This window comes from Dyadobacter beijingensis DSM 21582, from assembly GCF_000382205.1.
GTDB lineage: Bacteria > Bacteroidota > Bacteroidia > Cytophagales > Spirosomataceae > Dyadobacter > Dyadobacter beijingensis.
This window is the reverse complement of record NZ_KB907790.1, coordinates 118,413-134,843: the sequence shown is the minus strand read 5'-3', so window position 1 is coordinate 134,843 and position 16,431 is coordinate 118,413. Positions and strand designations below refer to the sequence as shown.

Below are 16,431 nucleotides of genomic sequence, written 5' to 3'. Positions count from 1 at the left end.
TTACTACGAATTTAAAAGCAATACTACTAAAACTTTATAGACTATTGGTAATACTCCCATTCCGCTTCCGGCAGATAATCTACCAGTGTCTGAGGCGATTTGCTTACCGCCACACGGCCCGAGCGAACGAATTCGAGGATTTCGTGGGGTTTGATATAGTCGAAAAATTCAAAGATCTCCTCTTCGGTACCCGTCTTCTGGATGATCACATACGTGAGGTGCCAGTAAACGACCCAGGCCTTGTAAGTCTTGTTGATCGTCTCGATATCGAGCGGTTTGGCGCCGATCGGCGTCGAAACCTTGAACAATGCGATCTCGTTGTACGCGATGTCTTCATTGAGATACCCGAACACGGCCAGCACTTCGATGATCTTGCGGATCTGGCGGACGAGCTTTTCCACCGTCTCGCGCGACTCGCTACGGATGACGATCGTGAAGCGGGAAATACCCTTACGCTCGGTTTCAGAAACGGTCAGGCTTTCGATGTTGATCCTTCTCCGCGTGAAAATCGTCGTGATCTTGTTGAGAATACCAATGGAGTTCTCGGTGAAAACACAAATGGTGTATGATGTCATGATTCTTCCTCTTTTATATTATTCCAAACGGATATCGGCTACACAAGCGCCCGTTGGCACCATCGGGAACACGTTTTCTTCTTTCTCCACCAGCACTTCCAGCAGGTAAGGCTTGTCGGAAGCCAGCATTTTGTCGAGCGATGCGTGCAAATCCTCGCGTTTCGCGCAGGTATGGCCATCAATGCCGAAACCTTTGGCGATCGTGATGAAATCGGGGTTTTGCAGCTCCACGAACGAATAGCGTTTCTGGTGGAAAAGCTGTTGCCACTGACGTACCATTCCGAGGAAGTTGTTGTTAAGAATAATAATCTTAACCGGCAAGCCGCTTTGCGCAATCGTACCAAGCTCCTGAATCGTCATCTGGAAACATCCGTCACCGATCATCGCCACAACTTCGCGGTCGGGCGCGCCTACTTTCGCTCCGAATGAGGCCGGCAACGCGTAACCCATTGTTCCCAAACCGCCCGATGTAATGAAAGAGCTGGGCTTTTTGAACTGGTAATAGCGCGCAGTCATCATCTGGTGCTGGCCCACGTCCGCCACGATCACCGCTTCACCTTTGGTTTTATCCGAAAGCGTGCGGATCACTTCCGCCATTTTGATCTTCTCGGTCGTGGGGGCCAGTTCAGGCTGCGTGATTTTCTCGTCCTCAATTGCGTCGTATTTCTTAAATTCCGCTTTCCAGGCTTCGTGGTTATTCTCGTTCACCAGTGGAAGCAGTAATTCCAATGCTTTTTTGGCATCACCTACCACCGGCGCATCGGCTTTCACAATTTTGTCGATCTCCGCCGGGTCGATTTCAATGTGAACAACCTTCGCCTGCTTCGCATAACGGCTTAAATCGCCTGTCACCCGGTCGTCGAAACGCATTCCGACAGCGATAATGAGGTCGCATTGGTTGGTGAGCACGTTGGTACCGTAGTTACCGTGCATACCCAGCCAGCCCACATAATTCGGGTGGTCTACCGGTATGGACGAAAGCCCGAGCAATGTCGAAGCAGCCGGAATATCGGTTTTTTCAATGAACCGGATCAATTCCTGCTCTGCACCGGAAATCTGTACGCCATGGCCTACGAACAGGAACGGACGTTTCGCCTGGTTGATCAGCTTCGCCGCCGCTGCCAGCTGCTCATCTTTCGGAGCAAGGCGCGGGTGGTAGCTAAGCAGTTTCTCGGTTTTCTTATGTACGAAAGGCTTCGTCATCAGCTTTTGCTGCGCATCTTTCGTGATGTCGATCAGCACAGGCCCCGGACGACCTGATTTCGCGATGTAAAATGCTTTCGCGATGATTTCAGGGATTTCGTCGGCGTTGGTCACCTGGTAGTTCCATTTCGTGATCGGAATGGTGATACCCATCACGTCGGTTTCCTGAAATGCGTCGGTGCCCAGCAAATGTGACGCCACCTGGCCGATAATGCAGACCATCGGCGTAGAATCGATGATCGCGTCGGCGATACCCGTCACGAGGTTGGTAGCGCCAGGTCCGGAAGTTACAAGGCACACGCCTACCTCGCCCGAAATGCGCGCAAAGCCTTCCGCGGCGTGCGCAGCACCTTGCTCGTGGCGCACCAGGATGTGATTGATCTGGTCCTGATAGTCATAGATCGCATCATACACCGGCATAATCGCCCCGCCCGGATACCCGAAAATGGTTTTAACACCTTCGGCGATCAGCGACTGGATGACCGCATGCGAGCCATTGATCAGCTCCGGCTTCGCCACCGAAACCGCCGGTTCCGAGCCCTGAATTGTTGCAGTTTGATTTTCATTAAATCCCATGACCTCTGTATTGTTTAGTCGGATGAATTTCTATCGTGAATTTTACGCTTCGTCAGTCACGCAGCCTTCGCTGGCCGACTTCACGGTTCTGATATATCTTCCCAGCATACCTTTTGTAAAGCGCGGCGCGGGTTGTACCCAGGCGGCTTTGCGGGCTGCCATTTCTTCGTCGGAAATGTGCAGCGTCAGGACGCGGGTGTTGGCATCGATGCTGATCCGGTCGCCGTCTTTCACGAGCGCGATCGGCCCGCCTTCGAATGCTTCCGGAGTAATGTGGCCTACCACGAAACCGTGCGTACCGCCTGAGAAACGACCGTCGGTGATCAATGCGATCTTGTCGCCCAGGCCCGCTCCCATTACCGCGGAAGTAGGTTTCAGCATTTCCGACATACCCGGACCGCCTTTCGGGCCTGCATTACGGATTACTACCACGTGGCCGGCCTTGATTTCTCCTTTCGACAGCATGTCGATAATCTCCGATTCGTGCTCGCACACTTTGGCTTCGCCATCGAACGTCAGACCTTCCTTGCCGGTGATTTTCGCAACTGCTCCGCTTGGCGCCAGGTTACCGTAAAGCACCTGAATGTGGCCCGAAGGCTTGATCGGTGTTTCGATCGGGAACACCATTTTTTGTGTTTCAAAATTCAAATCCGGCGCCTCTGCGAGGTTTTCAGCGACAGTCTTGCCTGTAACCGTAATGCAATCTCCGTGAATGAGTCCTACCGAATACAAATACTTGGTCACCGCAGGAACACCGCCGATTTCCAGGATATCTTCCATGAAGTATTTACCGCTAGGCTTCAAATCCGCGATGAACGGCGTGCGGTCCGAGATCGCCTGAATGTCGTCCAATGTCAAAGGAATGTCTGCCGCACGAGCAATCGCCAGGTAATGCAATGCCGCGTTGGTAGATCCGCCGAGCGCCATTACGACGGTCAGTGCGTTTTCAAGCGACTTTTTAGTAATAATGTCTTTCGGCGTAATGTTCAGTTCGAGCAATTTCTTCATCGCCGCACCGATCTTCTTGCATTCTTCCTGCTTGCCTTCGTGCGTGGCCGGGTAGGAGCTGCTGAACGGCAGGCTCAATCCCATTGCCTCGATCGACGACGCCATCGTGTTGGCCGTATACATACCGCCGCAAGCACCCTGGCCAGGGATCGAATTTTGAATTACACCTTTGTAATCTTCGTCAGATATATTGTTCGCAAACTTCTTACCCAACGCTTCGAATGCCGAAACGATGTCCAGTTTTTGTCCTTTATAATGTCCCGAACGGATCGTTCCGCCGTACACCATGATCGAAGGACGGTCCAGACGCGCCATCGCCATAATGGCACCCGGCATGTTTTTGTCACAACCTACCACCGCGATCACGCCATCGTACCATTGCGCCGCCACGACCGTTTCGATCGAATCCGCAATAATGTCGCGACTCGGCAGCGAGTAGCGCATACCGTCGTTCCCGTTGGTCATACCGTCCGACACACCGATCGTGTTGAAGATCAGGCCGACCATATCATTCGCATTCACACCCTGTTTCACGTACACCGACAAGCCGTTCAGGTGCATGTTGCAAGGATTCCCCTCATAACCGGTGCTGGCAATACCGATCTGCGGTTTCACGAAATCTTCTTCCTTCAGACCAATGCCGTAAAGCATGGCCTGCGCTGCGGGGTTAGTAACTTCCTGGGTAAGGGTCTTCGAAAATCTGTTTAATTCTGTCGCCATAGTGAATGATTGTATTTAAATAAAAACACCCCACTCGGTTGTGTGAGTGAGGTGCCAGTTATGTGCTATCATCCCACTCACGCTATTGCGTGACGATAAGTAGGACCGGGACGATGATTGTCGATTTCATTTTAGCGTAACATTTAAGTCTAGCGAAATTTCGCTGTTTTTGACTTGGTGTTACAAATTAGGAGCCAATCTTTTTATTTTCCAAACATTGGAAGGATTTTTTGTTATTAATCTATGATAAATACCAAATTTCTTCCCGGTGCGGGATCGTTATCGGAAAAGATTTAATTTTGAATTCCAAAAACCACGAACCACAATGCTGACGACCGAATCATCTTCCTACTATAATGACCTCGAAAAAATGAGTGTTAACGAAATCCTGACCTCCATTAACCGCGAGGACCAGACCGTACCTCATGCCGTTCAGAAATCGATCCCGCAGATCGAAGCATTGGTGGAGCAGATCGTGCCGAGGATGAAAAAGGGCGGCCGGCTCTTCTATATCGGGGCAGGCACCAGCGGAAGATTAGGCGTAGTGGATGCGTCGGAATGCCCGCCGACATTCGGCGTACCTTTCGATCTCGTGGTAGGAATCATCGCCGGCGGCGATACCGCTATCCGGAAAGCGGTGGAAAACGCGGAAGACGACTGGAACCAGGCGTGGAAAGACCTGGCAGCATTCGCGCCCAATGAAAACGATACATTGGTAGGTATTGCCGCTTCCGGCCGCACGCCTTATGTGATCGGCGGCTTGAACGAAGCGCGCAATGCGGGCTTGCTCACGGGCTGCGTGGTTTGCAACGACGGCTCGGCAGTAGCCAAAGCAGCCGAATATCCCGTTGAAATAGTCGTCGGTCCTGAATTTCTCACCGGTAGCACGCGTATGAAATCCGGCACGGCCCAGAAACTGGCGCTGAACATGATTTCGACTTCGGTCATGATCCGCCTGGGCAAGGTGAAAGGTAACAAGATGGTCGATATGCAGCTCACCAACGAAAAACTGGTCAACAGGGCGTTGCGTATGATCATTGACGAGCTGAATATCGCGCCGGATGAAGCGCAATCACTGCTCGACGAGCACGGAAGCGTGCGCGCGGCCATCGAGGCCGTCCGCAAATAGCATTACAACGAGAGCACGATTTTACCGAACTGCTGCCCGGCATCCATGTAGCGGAGTGCCTGCTCGGCTTCTTCCAGCGGGAAGACCCGGTCGATCACCGGCACGATCTGCTTTTCGCTGATGAATTGCACCATGTCGGCAAATTCTGCCTCGGTACCCATTGTGCTGCCGAGGATGTTCAATTGTTTGAAAAACACTTTGGCGGGCACAATGTCGGTAATGTTGCCCGTACCGCCGCCGTAGAAACAAATGCGCGCTCCCGGCGCGGCAATGTCGATCAGTTTGGCAAAACCCGGACCTCCCGCGCTGTCGATAATCACATTGAAATATCCCGTCTTCGGACCGCGCGCTTTCACGAGCAGATCGCGGAACCACGTCGGGTTTTTATAGTTAATACCTCCTTTCGCACCCATTTCGATCGCCCGCTGTATTTTCTGGTCGGAACCCGAGGTTACCCATACTTCCGCGCCCGCCGCAATGGCGAACTGGATCGCAAAAAGCGCCACGCCGCCGCCCGCACCCGTTACGAGCACACGATCCCCTTCTTTGAACCGGCAGCGCGTGATGAGCGACCGCCAGGCCGTAAGCCCGCCCATCGGCACGGCCGCAGCTTCTTCGAATGATAAATGCGCCGGCTTTTCGGCCAGGTACTTCGCTTCCGTTTTCACATATCCGGCAAATGTGCCGTTATCCGGCAGGCCGAGGATTTTATGGTCTTCACTGTAAAAATCGGGATTATCGCCCCAGTTCTGGGACGGGTTAATGATCACTTCCTTCCCGATCCAGCTTTTGGCTACACCATCACCCACTTCGGTCACAATGCCTGCGCCGTCGGAGCCGGGGATGATGGGTGTTGTAATTCGGGGGTAAAGTCCTTTCTGTATCCACACATCGCGGTGGTTCAGCGACGCGGCCTTCACCTCCACGATCACCTCTCCCGGGCCGGGGTTTGGCTTTTGCGTTTCTTCAATCACCAGCGGCTCATGAAGACTTTTTAAAATAGCGGCTTTCATAATGTTGGGGTTTAAACAAAAAATGATGAACCGGCCTGTCCGAAACGGAACCTGCCCTTGTTCATCATTTCAAATGATTGGAACCGTTTCAGATGCTATATATCCGAATATTCGGTGGGATACAAATAGAAGCTGGTGTTTTTTGACACGTTGTTCTGGTACTCTGGGTTTGCTTTCAGTTTGAGCCATTCCGAGTCCTCGGTGAACGATTTCCAATGCGCGTCACGCGAAGCTTTGTCCTCGAACGTGGTCATGTACATCAGGTTCGGCATATGGCTGCCGGCGATCACCTCGCCGTAGAATACCGCATTGAAGCCAAGGCGTTTGAAAAGCGGCACTTCCCCTCCTGCATTGAACATTTTCACCTTGTTCCGGTAAATTTTCTCGGTATGCCCTTCGTAGCTGCGCAGCTCATACACGCGCTGGCTTTTCGGACCGGTCAGGTTGGGCTTCATGTGCATGGGCGCATCCGTAAAAGCTTGCAGAACGATCGATTCAAAGCGCGCGTAGGGAGGCGTTTTGTAATTGGCATCGATATAATCGGTTCCCGCCGATGCGTATGCCGCGTCTTTATCTAGCGTTTTAGGCAATGTGAGCAACTGATCGAGCGATTTCAGCGGCGTGAGCACGTAAATGAGCTTACCGGCCATGGTATCGGTGGGAACAGGCTTGAAAACGCCAACGTTCTTGATACCCGCGCGGTGCGCGGCAGGCACGTATGCGTCTTTGAGGAAGGCTTCCACGCGGGCCTCCTGATCCGTGTTTTTAAGATGATAAATTTTGATTTCGTAAAATTCGCGTTTCGGAGGTGCGGCAACGGCATGTAATGCTGCTGTCAGAAGCAGCATGAAGAACGCAAATTTCTGTTTCGGCTGTCGGAGCATGGGGTAGTAATCGGTTAAATTTGATAACTACCCGAAAAGACTCGTGAATGGCAGGTTTACCCTATCGCAAAACCCGCTAATTTAATTCTTAGCACAGCCGTGCGGTGCCGGCTTCTCAGAACTTCGGACAAGATAACTGGCGCTTACGTGCTTTCGGACGTTTCGGCTTCGAATCGAGCGGGGCGAAAACGTAGGACAGCGAGATTTCGTGCGCGCCGCCGCTGCCTGCGCCCAATGTAGAAATGGTGAGGTCGTAGCTGTAACCGATCGAAAATTTGTCCTGGCGAAAACCGGCCAGGAATATCAGCGATTCGTGGTTATTGATATTCTGCTCGTATTTTTTAAATGGAATACCGCGGTACCAGGCCCCGAGCACCAACGGCTCGATGGTCACATACATCCCGGCATCGAACTGGTCGTATTTGCCCTGCTTTTTGTACATAATAGCGGGAGAAATGGTTTTCTCCTTGTCGATTTCGTCGCCCAGGAATGTATAGCCCGCAAAAGGAATACGCAAACCGGCCTGCAAACTTGCTTTTACCGGGAGCCGCGCCTGCGTGAGGTCCGAAAATGCCTGGTTCGGGCGGTTAAGGTGGTGGGCGGAAATACCAGCCCAGTACCAGTCCGAGTAGAGCATCGCCCCGGCACCGAAATCGGCATAGAACACATTAGGACCGCCTTTCGCGAACGGATCTTCGGATGGCTGACCGGTAAGTCCGCCATTATTGTATTGATCTCCGAAAGTCAATCCGAAATAGTCCAGCGTACGGGAAGCGATACCGCCCTGGATGCCCAGGCGAAGGGAAGTCAGTTCGTTAAACTGAATCTGATAAGAATATTGCAATGCAGCCTCTGTCGATTTAAGGTTACCCAGTCCCTGGCTGTCCATTGTCACGAGTACGCCCACGCCGCTGTTGACATTGGGTAAAAACATATCGGCACCGAAGGAAGTGGTGACAAAGTTGGCCGACAAGGAAGGCCATTGGTTACGGTAATTGATGGTTGCACGCGGTGCCAGCGCTCCTCCGGCCAATGCCGGGTTCAGGTAAAGAGGGTTTGCATAGAACTGCGAAAATTGCGGGTCCTGGCTCCAACCTTTAAGGCAAAGCAGTGTCAGTATGAAGAGAAGAAGTAAACGCTTGGTCATAGATTTATCAGCTTGCCGCTTCCTTAAAAACGGACCCTTTCCGGGCACAAAAAATTTACCTGATTAATTTCACAAAATATCTCCAAATTGCGTATTAATATTCAAATTAGAGTGGTTTTTACGACATTACCGCACAAAATTTTAACATTTTATTTTCGTTAGTAATGTCGGGTAACTTGAATATTCTATGAGACGGCTAGGGGTGTTTGAACAAGTAACGAAACATGGGGCGATTTTATAATAGGTACCAGCACTTTTTTTATGTCCTCTGCCTGCTCATGCTGCTCTCCGCCGCGAGTACGTGGGCACAGACGCCCTTTCTCGTGCAGGGACAATGCATGCAAAACCCTGACTGCGAAGCGGATTCAACTTCTTTCAGGGATACGGTCTCCACTGCCACCGCGTGGCGATGGAGCTTCGGAGAAGCCGGAGCGACCGATACGCGCCGCAATCCGCAGCACTCATACCTGTCACCTGGCACTTACACGGTAACGCTGGTCAGGACACTGAGAGGCGGCGCTACCCAAACCGTGACACAATCCGTCAACATCGGGGAGTTGCCGCCGGAATTTCAGGGCTGGAAAATCGACACGACCATCTGTAAAGGCGACACGCTGATCCTCGATCCTTACCCCAATGGCGCACCCGCCGGTGCCAAATATATCTGGTATCCCAAAGGCGACACGACACAAACTTTGAAAGTGGATAGCTCCGGCTGTTACTCCGTGGAGGTCATCATGCCGAACGGTTGTAAGATTCAAAACAGGATCAATGTCAAGATCTGTATGGAGCCGCAAGCGCAGGAAGGGTCCAAATGGTACTTCGGCGGCAATGCAGGGCTGGATTTTTCCAACACACCCCCAACCCCATTAACCGACGGAAAGCTCAACACGCCCGAGGGAACATCGTCCATCGCCAATTCCAAAGGCCAACTGCTCTTCTATTCGGATGGTATAAAGGTTTGGAACAAGAACGGGGACGAAATGACGTGCACGTTCGGGCCGTGCGCGCCCATGAAGGGTAGCCCGAATTCCACGCAATCGGTGCTCATTGTGCCACAGCCCACTTGCCGCGGCTGCGAGTACTTATATAATGTGTTTACCACTACCGACATCAACGGCGAAAAGCTGTTGACCGTGAGCGTTGTAGACATGCGCCGCAATAATGGTTTGGGTCAGATTATTGAGCAAAATACAACGTTGCAACAGCCTACCACCGAGCGCATTGCCTCCGTGCGCAACGACCGGGACAGCACTTACTGGGTCGTTTCGCACGATTACGGCACCAATAAATTCCGCATTTTCCACGCTACCACCGGCGGGCTTGTCGAAGTAAGCGCTCCCGAACTGGGCATGGCGCACGACAGCACGAACAAGGCCGAAGGTTACATGAAATTCTCCTCGCCCGACAGCACTACCGGTGAGCGGCAATTGGCCGTGGTAATCCCCGGTCCGGCCCGCAACTATGTGGAATTGTTCACTTTCAATGATTCTACGGGCACATTGACCTACAAAAAAACAATGGATCTCGGCCCCGCGCCGCCCATTGCTTACGGAATCGAATTCTCACCAAGCGGAGAGAAAATGTATGTGTCTTTCCAGGGTGAAAACGGTACGAAATCCCTTTTGAAACAATATGACCTCTCGCTGCCCGACAGCCTGGTCATTGAAACGGCCATTACCATCGACAGTTCCGCCACGCAGAAATACGGCGCATTACAATTCGGGCCGGATGGCCGCATTTACATGGCCATTGAAGGCAGTGAATACCTGGCCGTGATCGGAGAACCGGAAGGCAACTCGCTAACGGGCGTAGACTACGAACGCGACGGCGTAAACCTCGGCGGCAAAAAAAGCCAGCTCGGTCTGCCGAATATGGTCCAGGATTTCACGCAGGAATCGTCCGGGCCGGGGTTTGAGGCCGACGGCTTCTGTACCAATGAGCCCACGACATTCCAGGCCAGCCCGATGTGCGACCCGATCGAGGATATGTATTCGTGGGATTTTCTCGGCAATGGCTCATTCACCGCGCCTTCCAAGCAGCAGCAAGCCACTTATACCTATACGCAGCCCGGCAAATACATGGTGGCCATGCGCGCTACGAACAAATGTACCGACACGACCATCGTGCAGGAAATAACCATTTATGAAACGCCTTCCAACATCGACCTGGGGCCTGACAAAGACACTTGCGGGGCTTACGTGCCGCTGGATATGAAGGTGAATGCGGAAGTGTACGCGTGGATCAACCGGGGACGGGTAGTGGGCCGCGGCCGTACCTACAATGCCACTTCCACCGGCCGCTACATTGCTATCGCATTCAACGGCCCGCAAGGCGATTGCTACGCTGCCGATACCATCGAAATCACATTGCGCAAGCCACCGGCATTCTCCATCGGCCCTGATACTACATTATGCCGTGACAGCTCCATTGTGCTGCGTGTAGAAAGCGAGCGGTGGATTGAATACAAGTGGAGCACGGGAGAAGACACCCGCAAGGTGACGATCGGCCAGCCGGGCCAGTATAGTGTCGTAGTAAAAGACAGAAATGATTGCTACAACTCCGACACCATTCAGGTAGGCGAGCTGCCCTCGCCGATCCTCGGTCTGGCGCCTGAAAACTACATTTGTATCCCCGACGGCCAGTCGGTAATCCTGGATGCTGCCGGACAGGGCCCGTACTCGTATTTATGGCCGCATTCGGGCGATACGACGCGTACCATTACAGTCAACCAGGAAGGCCGCTACATTGTCCGCGCCACCAACCAGGAAGGCTGCGTTACCGAGCAAGCCACCGAAGTCGTGGACCAATGCGAACCGCGGGTATTCATCCCCGATGCATTTACGCCGGACGGCGAAGGCCGCAATGAAAGCCTGAAAGTGTTTGGCGCTTATTACACCAACTTCACGATGCGGATCTATAATCGCTGGGGCGAGGTGATATATGCGACCAACAGCATCGAAGCGGAATGGGACGGTACCTACAAGGGCGTGAAAGTGCAGCCCGGAAGCTATCCGTACGTCATGTCCTACGAAGCGCAATACTTCCCTGAACGCAATCCGATCGTGAAGCGCGGGGCGGTGATGGTGATCCGCTAAGCCTTCCTTTTGCAGATTAAAACCGTTATTTTTGATTTAATAATATCAAACCAGCCTCCGTGCGATCGGAAGGCTGGTTTTCACTGTCTATTCAACCGACTATGCGCCAGGATTATCTGTCCGGAGATAACGAAAACCTTTCCAATACCGACAAAGAGATCGAGCGCGCATTGCGTCCGCTGTCTTTCGAGGATTTTACCGGGCAGGACAAGATTCTTGAAAACCTGAAAATATTCGTGCTGGCAGCCCGCCAGCGCGGCGACGCCCTCGACCACGTATTACTCCACGGCCCTCCGGGTTTGGGCAAAACGACCTTGTCGAACATCATTGCCAATGAGCTCGGTTCGGGGATTAAAATTACCTCCGGCCCGGTACTCGACAAGCCCAGTGACCTTGCCGGCCTCCTTACCAATTTGCAGGAACACGACGTGCTGTTCATCGACGAAATCCACCGCCTCAACCCGGTCGTGGAAGAGTACCTGTATTCGGCGATGGAGGATTATAAAATCGACATTATGCTCGACAGCGGCCCGAATGCCCGCAGCATTCAGATCGGCCTGAACCCTTTCACGCTCATAGGCGCTACTACGCGTGCGGGTATGCTCACATCGCCCCTGCGTGCGCGGTTCGGGATTAACGCACGGCTCGAATACTACGATGCGCAGCTGCTTTCGTCAATTCTGAGACGTTCCGCTTCGATCCTGGGCACGCCGCTGGAAGCGGACGCCGCTTTCGAAATCGCCCGCCGAAGCCGTGGTACGCCGCGTATCGCCAATAATTTGCTGCGCCGGACGCGTGATTTTGCCCAGGTAAAAGGTAATGGACGCATTACGGTGGCTATTGCCGAGATGGCTTTGCAAGCATTGGATGTAGATCAAAACGGGCTCGATGAAATGGACAACCGTATTCTGAGCACCATTATCCAGAAGTTCAAAGGCGGACCGGTAGGGTTATCCACCATCGCGACGGCTTGCGGCGAAGAGGCGGACACGATTGAGGAAGTATACGAGCCGTTCCTCATTCAGGAAGGTTATATCAAACGCACTTCAAGAGGACGCGAAGTAACGGAAAAGGCATTCAGGCATCTCGGTATTCTGCCGCGCCATCGCTCGGGTGAATTGTTCTGAGCGTTAACTTTTTAAGAAGTTTTAACATTAACATACAACATAAACCTTAAAATTGTAATTTTGCGGTGAATTAGCGTAACCGCCTCCTATGATCGAAGTACTGGTTTCCGAAAAGTTGGTAGTGAGAGTGCCTTGTGCTGTGATAGAACATGATGGAAAAGTACTCGCCGGGCAGCGAAGCGCGGCACTATCCTTCCCCCTCCAATGGGAATTCCCCGGCGGAAAACTCGAAAAAGGCGAAACAGACGAGCAGGCATTATTCCGTGAAATCATGGAAGAGCTTAGCGTAGCTGTTGAAATCGTCGACAAGCTCCCTGAGACGTCCAAAGACCAGGGCTGGCGCGAAATCGTGCTCGTACCGTTTATTTGCAGGGTTGACAGCACCGATTTTGTGCTGACGGAGCACGAGCAGATCCTTTGGGTGCACCCGGACGACCTGCCTTCCCTCGACTGGACGGAGGCCGATCTGAACGTGATCCAGAATTACTACGATTACCTAGCGGCTAAATTTTAACCGCTTTCCTTTCACCGTTTCATCAAACTTCCCATTCTCCTGCACCAGGTGCCCCGACACGAACGTATGCGTAATGCGTGAATGGAACTCCGTGCCTTCAAACGGCGACCAGCCGCATTTGGAATAAATATTAGCCTTCTCAACCTGCGTGGTTGCATTTGTATCCACGAGGATCAAATCCGCCCAATAACCTTCCCGGATATACCCGCGACGGTCGATATTGAACAAATCGGCTACGGCATGGCTCATTTTCTCCGCCACGCGATCAATGGTAATCTTGCCTGCCCTGCTCAATTCGAGCATGACATTCAGCGTATGCTGTACCAGCGGCAAGCCCGACGGCGCCTGCCAGTAGTGCTGGGCTTTTTCTTCGATGGTATGCGGCGCATGATCCGTCGCGATGACGTCGATACGGTTATCCAGCACGGCTTGCAGGATCGCTTCTTTGTGATGCGGCGCCTTAATGGCCGGGTTGCATTTGATGTCGTTACCCAATCTCCGGTAATCTTCGGCGTCAAACCACAAATGGTGCACGCAGGCTTCTGCGGTAACCAGTTTCGGCTGGCCGTTTGCTAGCAGGATCTTGCCGTTTGATCTGTTCCCTACTTCAAACAAATGCACTTCGTCGCCGGTGGAAATGTGCAGAATATGTAGTCGCGTGCCGTGCTTGTGCGCAAGCGAGCTCGCGAAAGTGGAAGATTTAAGGCAGGCTTCTTCATTACGGATCAATGCGTGAATGTCGTAAGGCACGTCATCGCCGTATTTTTCCTTGAAATAGGCCATTCTGGCCTTTACCGTCGGCTCGTCTTCGCAATGCGTCGCGATGATGCACGGCGCATTGGCAAAGAGCTTTTCCAGCACTTCCGGTGCGTCTACGAGCATGTTTCCCGTCGACGATCCCATGAATATCTTGATTCCGCATACCTGGGTCGGGTCGGTGCGCATTACCTCGTCGTAGTTGTCGTTCGAGGCGCCCATGAAGAACGAGTAGTTCGCCAGCGAGGTGTTAGCTCCGATCTGGTACTTGTCTTCCAGCAGTTCCTGCGTGAGGGTATTCGGCACGGTGTTCGGCATTTCCATGAAGGAAGTGACGCCGCCGGCCACCGCTGCTTTGGATTCTGTGTAAATGTTCGCCTTGTGCGTAAGCCCTGGCTCCCGGAAATGCACCTGGTCGTCGATCACGCCCGGCATGAGGTAAAGTCCTTTCGCGTCGATTACCCGGTCGGCCACCGTGTGCTGCAAGTCCTTTCCTATTTTTTTAATGTGACCATTTTCAATTACTACGTCTAAATACTGAACCTGGTTTTCATTTACGACCTGTGCATTTACGATCAGCGTTGTCATGAGCGGCGATTGGTGTTTGTCGTGCAAAGGTATTCAGACAGGTTGAAATTCACCGTGAAAAATTGGAAAAATGAACCTGAAACAACTCTTACTCGATTTCATCGATCTGCTATTTCCACGCTGCTGCCAGGCCTGCGACCAGCCGTTACAAGGCAACGAAGCCTGCATTTGCACATTATGCCGCATTTCCCTGCCGCGCGTGGGCATCGGGGGGCTGCATAGCCAAACATTGCGGTTCAAATTTGTGAACCTTCCGGAAGTAGCGTCCGCCTACTCATTTCTGATTTTTACCAAAAGGAGCAAAGTACAAAAGCTGCTGCATGCGCTCAAATACAAAGGCGACAAGGAATTGGGTATCCTGCTGGGGCAGATGTTCGGGCAGGAGCTCAGAGCCGCCGGGCATTTACCAGATGCCGCGATCGTCCTCAGCATTCCGCTGCATGCCAAAAAGCGCAAACAGCGCGGCTATAATCAAAGCGACCTGCTCGCCGAAGGTTTTTCCAAAGCAACGGGCATTCCCTGGTCGGCCGATGTGCTCGAACGAACGCGCTACACGGCCACGCAAACGGGCAAAAGCAAACTGGAAAGAAGGGATAATGTGCAGGGCGTGTTTTCTGTGAAACCAGGGCTTTGTCCCAAAAGCGTGATCCTGATCGACGATGTGCTCACGACCGGTGCAACACTGGAAGAATGCGCTCGCACATTGCTGGCAGCCGGCTGCCGGGAGTTTCATATCCTGACCATTGCATTGGCACAGCACTAAATGCAAAATGCCGCCGTTCGGAGAACAGCGGCATTTTGATTAATGTTATTTGAAACTACTCCTTGTGCGTTCCGGTGGCGATCATCGCGCAACGGAAGCCTACCATCGCAGTAGCCGAGTCCTGATCCATGTAGCGGCGGGTTCCTGGCGACAACCAGTATGCCACGTCGGACCACGAACCGCCTTTGTAAACTCTCAGCTTGTCATCAACCATCGAGTTGCTGTTCTTGGTATCGTAGTTTTTCGCCTCATCCTGGTATCCGTCGCGACGGAAAGAGTTGAGGTCGTTCACGTCGGAGTTGGAAAGCGGGCGGTACACGTCGTACACCCATTCGCTTACGTTACCAGCCATGTCGTACAAGCCGTTGTCGTTAGCAGGATATGAACGGATTTCCTGGGTAATGATCGCGCCGTCGTTAGACTTACCTGCTATACCGGCGTAGTCACCAGGTCCGCGTTTGAAGTTGGCAAGCATCGTTCCCTGCTTACGGCCGCGTGGGTTACGCATGGTCGAACCGTCCCAAGGATAAATTCTTGAATTGGCCTGGTTCTCGTCGGAATATTGTGTTCCGATCATCGCCATCGCCGCATATTCGAATTCAGCTTCTGTCGGAAGGCGGTATGGAGGCATTACGTAGCCGCTTTCGATGCGGAGCTGTGGTGCCGGAGCGTCAGCAGCTGCAACGGCTTCGCCTTCTGCTGCTTTCTTCTTCTTGCCGAAAGAAAATCCTTTTTTCTTCTTACCACCTGCGGCGGCTGCACCTTTCTGGTTGTTAGCCTGGCTCACGGCTGCTGTACGCCATGCACAGTAGTCGTTGGCCTGTACCCACGAGACGCCTACCACCGGGTACAAGCGGAAGCCCGGGTGACGAAGGTACATTGTTACATAAGAGTCATTGAATGACAATTCGTTAAACCAAACGTTTGTATCCGGAAGCGCTTTTGAATAGAATTCTTCCGAAGAATCCCGCTGAACTGCATTCAGATATTCGAGGTAGTGAACGTTCGCCACTTCCGTCTGGTCCATATAGAACGACTGGATACTGACGGTGCGTTTCGGGTTGTCCCGGCGCGTCATCACATCCTCTTCCAGTGAACCCATCGTAAAACGGCCACCTTCGATGTACACAAGGTCCGGACCGGCTGGCAAAGCTTTGTATTGCTTTACCTCAAACCCGTCTTTACCGTTGTAAGCCAAGCCTGTTTTCGAGCTGGTCTTGCCAGGTTTCAAGCTGGTTGGCTTCTTCTTACTACACGCAGTTGCCGCTAATAACACAATCAGAATCAACGCGATCGACCGGGTACCCATCTTTTGCATGCAAATCATTGC

At 52.6% G+C, this 16,431-nt stretch carries 13 protein-coding genes; 5 read left to right on the top strand and 8 right to left on the bottom strand.

From position 1 onward, the window contains the following. Positions 1-41 precede the first annotated feature (41 nt). Genes ilvN through ilvD form a run of 3 tightly spaced genes read right to left on the bottom strand, consistent with a single transcriptional unit; the run spans position 42 to position 4,082 of the window. Positions 42-575 carry an acetolactate synthase small subunit gene (gene ilvN, locus H144_RS0124135; protein WP_019944681.1) on the bottom strand — a complete coding sequence of 178 codons (534 nt, stop codon included), beginning with the start codon at positions 573-575 and terminating at the stop codon, positions 42-44. Between the two features lie 18 nt (positions 576-593). Beyond that, entirely contained in the window at positions 594-2,354 is a 1,761-nt protein-coding gene (gene ilvB, locus H144_RS0124130; protein WP_019944680.1) for a biosynthetic-type acetolactate synthase large subunit, read from the bottom strand. A gap of 42 nt (positions 2,355-2,396) precedes the next feature. Next, positions 2,397-4,082 (bottom strand): dihydroxy-acid dehydratase, encoded by a 1,686-nt coding sequence (gene ilvD, locus H144_RS0124125; protein ID WP_019944679.1) that lies wholly within the window; start codon positions 4,080-4,082, stop codon positions 2,397-2,399. Between the two features lie 325 nt (positions 4,083-4,407). Between ilvD and murQ the strand changes: the two genes are divergently transcribed. Further along, positions 4,408-5,211, top strand: coding sequence for an N-acetylmuramic acid 6-phosphate etherase (murQ, locus tag H144_RS0124120; protein ID WP_019944678.1), 804 nt, complete (start codon positions 4,408-4,410; stop codon positions 5,209-5,211). 2 nt (positions 5,212-5,213) lie between these two features. Here murQ and H144_RS0124115 read toward each other — a convergent pair whose 3' ends face one another. The 3 genes from H144_RS0124115 to H144_RS0124105 all read right to left on the bottom strand — a co-directional run bounded on the left by H144_RS0124115 (position 5,214) and on the right by H144_RS0124105 (position 8,255). Then, the gene (locus H144_RS0124115; RefSeq protein ID WP_019944677.1) at positions 5,214-6,224 is read right to left on the bottom strand and encodes a zinc-binding dehydrogenase; all 1,011 of its coding nucleotides are present in this window, start codon (positions 6,222-6,224) and stop codon (positions 5,214-5,216) included. A gap of 95 nt (positions 6,225-6,319) precedes the next feature. After that, a complete protein-coding gene (locus tag H144_RS0124110) occupies positions 6,320-7,108 on the bottom strand; it encodes an NIPSNAP family protein (RefSeq protein WP_019944676.1) in 789 nt (262 codons plus the stop codon). A 115-nt stretch (positions 7,109-7,223) separates the two neighbouring features. Further along, on the bottom strand, positions 7,224-8,255 hold the full coding sequence (locus tag H144_RS0124105) for a PorP/SprF family type IX secretion system membrane protein (protein ID WP_019944675.1): 1,032 nt from the start codon (positions 8,253-8,255) through the stop codon (positions 7,224-7,226). A 224-nt stretch (positions 8,256-8,479) separates the two neighbouring features. On the opposite strand from H144_RS0124105, the gene H144_RS0124100 reads away from it, so the two are divergent. From H144_RS0124100 to H144_RS0124090, 3 genes are all read left to right on the top strand, one after another. Further along, positions 8,480-11,353: a PKD domain-containing protein gene (locus H144_RS0124100; RefSeq protein WP_229207980.1), complete on the top strand. Its 2,874-nt coding sequence runs from the start codon at positions 8,480-8,482 to the stop codon at positions 11,351-11,353. Between the two features lie 101 nt (positions 11,354-11,454). Then, the gene (gene ruvB, locus H144_RS0124095; protein ID WP_019944673.1) at positions 11,455-12,480 is read left to right on the top strand and encodes a Holliday junction branch migration DNA helicase RuvB; all 1,026 of its coding nucleotides are present in this window, start codon (positions 11,455-11,457) and stop codon (positions 12,478-12,480) included. 88 nt (positions 12,481-12,568) lie between these two features. Continuing rightward, a complete protein-coding gene (locus H144_RS0124090; protein ID WP_019944672.1) occupies positions 12,569-12,994 on the top strand; it encodes a (deoxy)nucleoside triphosphate pyrophosphohydrolase in 426 nt (141 codons plus the stop codon). Here H144_RS0124090 and H144_RS0124085 read toward each other — a convergent pair. Next, a complete protein-coding gene (locus tag H144_RS0124085) occupies positions 12,977-14,338 on the bottom strand; it encodes a dihydroorotase (protein ID WP_019944671.1) in 1,362 nt (453 codons plus the stop codon). The two genes, H144_RS0124090 and H144_RS0124085, sit on opposite strands and share 18 nt — an antisense overlap. 70 nt (positions 14,339-14,408) lie before the next feature. Here H144_RS0124085 and H144_RS0124080 point away from each other — a divergent pair, with 70 nt between their 5' ends. After that, entirely contained in the window at positions 14,409-15,101 is a 693-nt protein-coding gene (locus tag H144_RS0124080) for a ComF family protein (protein WP_019944670.1), read from the top strand. Positions 15,102-15,156: 55 nt separating this feature from the next. Here H144_RS0124080 and gldJ read toward each other — a convergent pair whose 3' ends face one another. Continuing rightward, positions 15,157-16,419, bottom strand: coding sequence for a gliding motility lipoprotein GldJ (gene gldJ, locus H144_RS0124075; RefSeq protein WP_026350954.1), 1,263 nt, complete (start codon positions 16,417-16,419; stop codon positions 15,157-15,159). Positions 16,420-16,431: the final 12 nt, after the last annotated feature.